At 67.8% G+C, this 2,310-nt stretch carries 3 protein-coding genes; 2 read left to right on the forward strand and 1 reads right to left on the reverse strand.

Annotated features, from left to right (window positions below):
* Window positions 1-443: 443 nt before the first annotated feature.
* On the reverse strand, window positions 444-1,154 hold the full coding sequence (locus LQV45_RS26405; protein WP_230009671.1) for a 3'-5' exonuclease: 711 nt from the start codon (window positions 1,152-1,154) through the stop codon (window positions 444-446).
* 110 nt (window positions 1,155-1,264) lie between these two features.
* Between LQV45_RS26405 and LQV45_RS26410 the strand changes: the two genes are divergently transcribed.
* Both LQV45_RS26410 and LQV45_RS26415 read left to right on the forward strand, forming a co-directional pair.
* Window positions 1,265-1,681, forward strand: a complete 417-nt coding sequence (locus LQV45_RS26410) for an MGMT family protein (RefSeq protein ID WP_028277185.1) — start codon at window positions 1,265-1,267, stop codon at window positions 1,679-1,681.
* A 26-nt stretch (window positions 1,682-1,707) separates the two neighbouring features.
* The coding region (locus tag LQV45_RS26415; RefSeq protein ID WP_230009673.1) for a UvrD-helicase domain-containing protein at window positions 1,708-2,310 on the forward strand (603 nt) is incomplete at its 3' end.

Genomic DNA, 2,310 nt, shown 5'->3' on the forward strand with positions numbered 1-2,310 from the left:
CCAGTGGTCAGCCACTTCAAGGCTTTGCTTTTCATCACGCAATCACTTTCGTCTGAAATTCAGTGGGTCGCGGGAGGCTCATCGGGCCCCCGGCCGCTGGCTTGGGCGCCGGGTGGAGCAGACACGCCGCGAAAGATAATTGTGTCATCCGACGTGGGCGCCCATTCAATCCGAACAAATCAGAGATGATGTGTGCGTTCTGCGAACTATCTTCAGGATCGTGTGCGATCGGCGCTGATCCTGATAGTGCTGGCGGGGTGGCGCGGAATCATCGGCGCCGGAGCGGGCGGCAATCGGAAGCCCCGGGCCGTGTGACCTCCGTCGCAATCACTGGATTTGCGCGCAGCGGGGGACTAGTTAAGCCGTTCCGCCGGCGAACGTTTCGTTTTAAGAAGTGCTCCCGCGCCGGGGCCCAGCGTCCGGAATCCCGGCGTTCGGAAATCCTAGAAGTCGCCCCGGCTGGCGTCCTCGGGAGGCAGGACGGGCCAGTCGCCTTCGATCACGGCGGCCGGCTTCGTCTTGCGCAGGTAGCTTTGGAAGTCCGCGGCCTGGGTAGAGGCCCATTCGACCTGGAGCTGGTGCAGGTTGCCCGCCGGCATCCTCAGCTTGGGGAATTTTCCGGCCATGGCATCGAGCATCCGAAGGGTTGCCAGGGCATCGGCCGCGGAGGTATGCGCGTTGTCCAGATTGACGCCGTACTCCTCGCACAAGGCGGTGAGCGTGCGCTTGCCCTTGCGGTAGCGGTCCACCTGTTTGTTCATGACGTACGGATCCAGCACGGGGAAGCGGCTCAACTGAGGGACGCCGTAGCGGGCAGACTCGGCGGCGAGCACCGTGAAGTCGTAGCTGGCGTTGAAGGCGATGACCGGCACACCCGTGTCGAAAAGCTCCTGGAGCACGGCGGCGACCTCCCGCGTCACTTCCGCGGCGGGGCGGCCTTCGCTGCGGGCCTTCTCGGTGGTGACGCCGTGGATGTCGCTGGCCTCGGTGGGAATCTCAACCCCGGGGTCCGCGAGCCACTCGTGTTCCTGGACAATCCCGCCGTCGGAGTCCACCACGGTGATGGATGCTGTGACAATCCGCGCCGCGCGGGAGTTCCGCCCGGTGGTTTCGAGGTCGAAGGCTGCGCGGGGGAGGGTGTTCCAAGTGCTCATGCTTCAACGCTACCTGCTGCCACTGACAGTTCCTGACCGGGGTGGCGGCGTGCCGTCTCCGCCTGCCGTCCCGGCGCTGTTCCGGAGTCCGGAACGGCTAGGCTGGACCGATGCGGACGGAGTATGTGGAGGCGGTGCTGGAGCTCGTGGCGTTGATCCCGGCCGGCACGGCGGTGGCCTACGGCGACGTTGCGGAACTCCTCGGCGCCGGCGGCCCGCGTCAGGTCGGATCGGTCATGAGCCACTATGGCAGCAGCGTGCCCTGGTGGCGTGTCCTGAAATCCAGCGGAGACGCCCCGCCCGGCCTGGAGCACGAGGCATTGGGCCTTTATCTGCAGGAGGGGACGCCGCTGCTGGGCCGTTACGAGGACTTCCGCCGGACCGGCGAGGGGCGCTGGCGTGTTGACCTGGCCTCCGGCCGGTGGGCGCCCACCGACGCCGATTTCGACCGGATCGATGCCATCGCGGAGCGGCTCGAGCGGGAGTCGCATAAATTGTCGGTACCCGATGATGAAATGACTGTGTGAGTACCCCCAGCCACCTTGAACCAAGCCTGCAGCGGTCCGGGTCCCGTCCCCTTCCCGGGGCGGGGCGCGCAACGGGAGCGGGGCTGCGCCTGTTGCCGCCCCGGACCCAGCACAGCGCGGTGCCGGTGCTGTCACCGGACCAGCTTGCCGCCGTCGAGGTCCCGCCCGGCTCCGGCCCCGTCCTGGTGCCCGGTGCGCCCGGCACCGGCAAGTCGACGGTCCTTGTCGAGGCTGCCGTCCGCCGCACCCTGCGCGATGGCCTGGATCCGGAGCGGATGCTCATCCTGGCTCCCGGGCGGCTCGCCGCGGATACGCTCCGCGACCGGTTCACGGCCCGCCTGGACCGGAGCCTGAGCACGACGCCGGCACGGACCTGGGCGTCATATGCCTTCGATCTGATCCGCCGGGCCAAGGCCGAAGGCCTCCTGCCGCTTCCGCGCCAGCCGAAGCTGCTCTCCGGCCCGGAACAGGACCTGATCATCAAGGAACTGCTGGAGGGCCATGCGCTGCCCGGCCTCGAGCTGCCCTGGCCCGAGGACCTGGGCGCCGCCCTGCAGACCCGCGGTTTCCGGCAGGAAGTGCGCCAGCTCTTTGACCGGATCATCGAATCCGGGCGGACCGCCGAGGAC

It is taken from the genome of Microbacterium sp. Bi128, assembly GCF_918698205.1.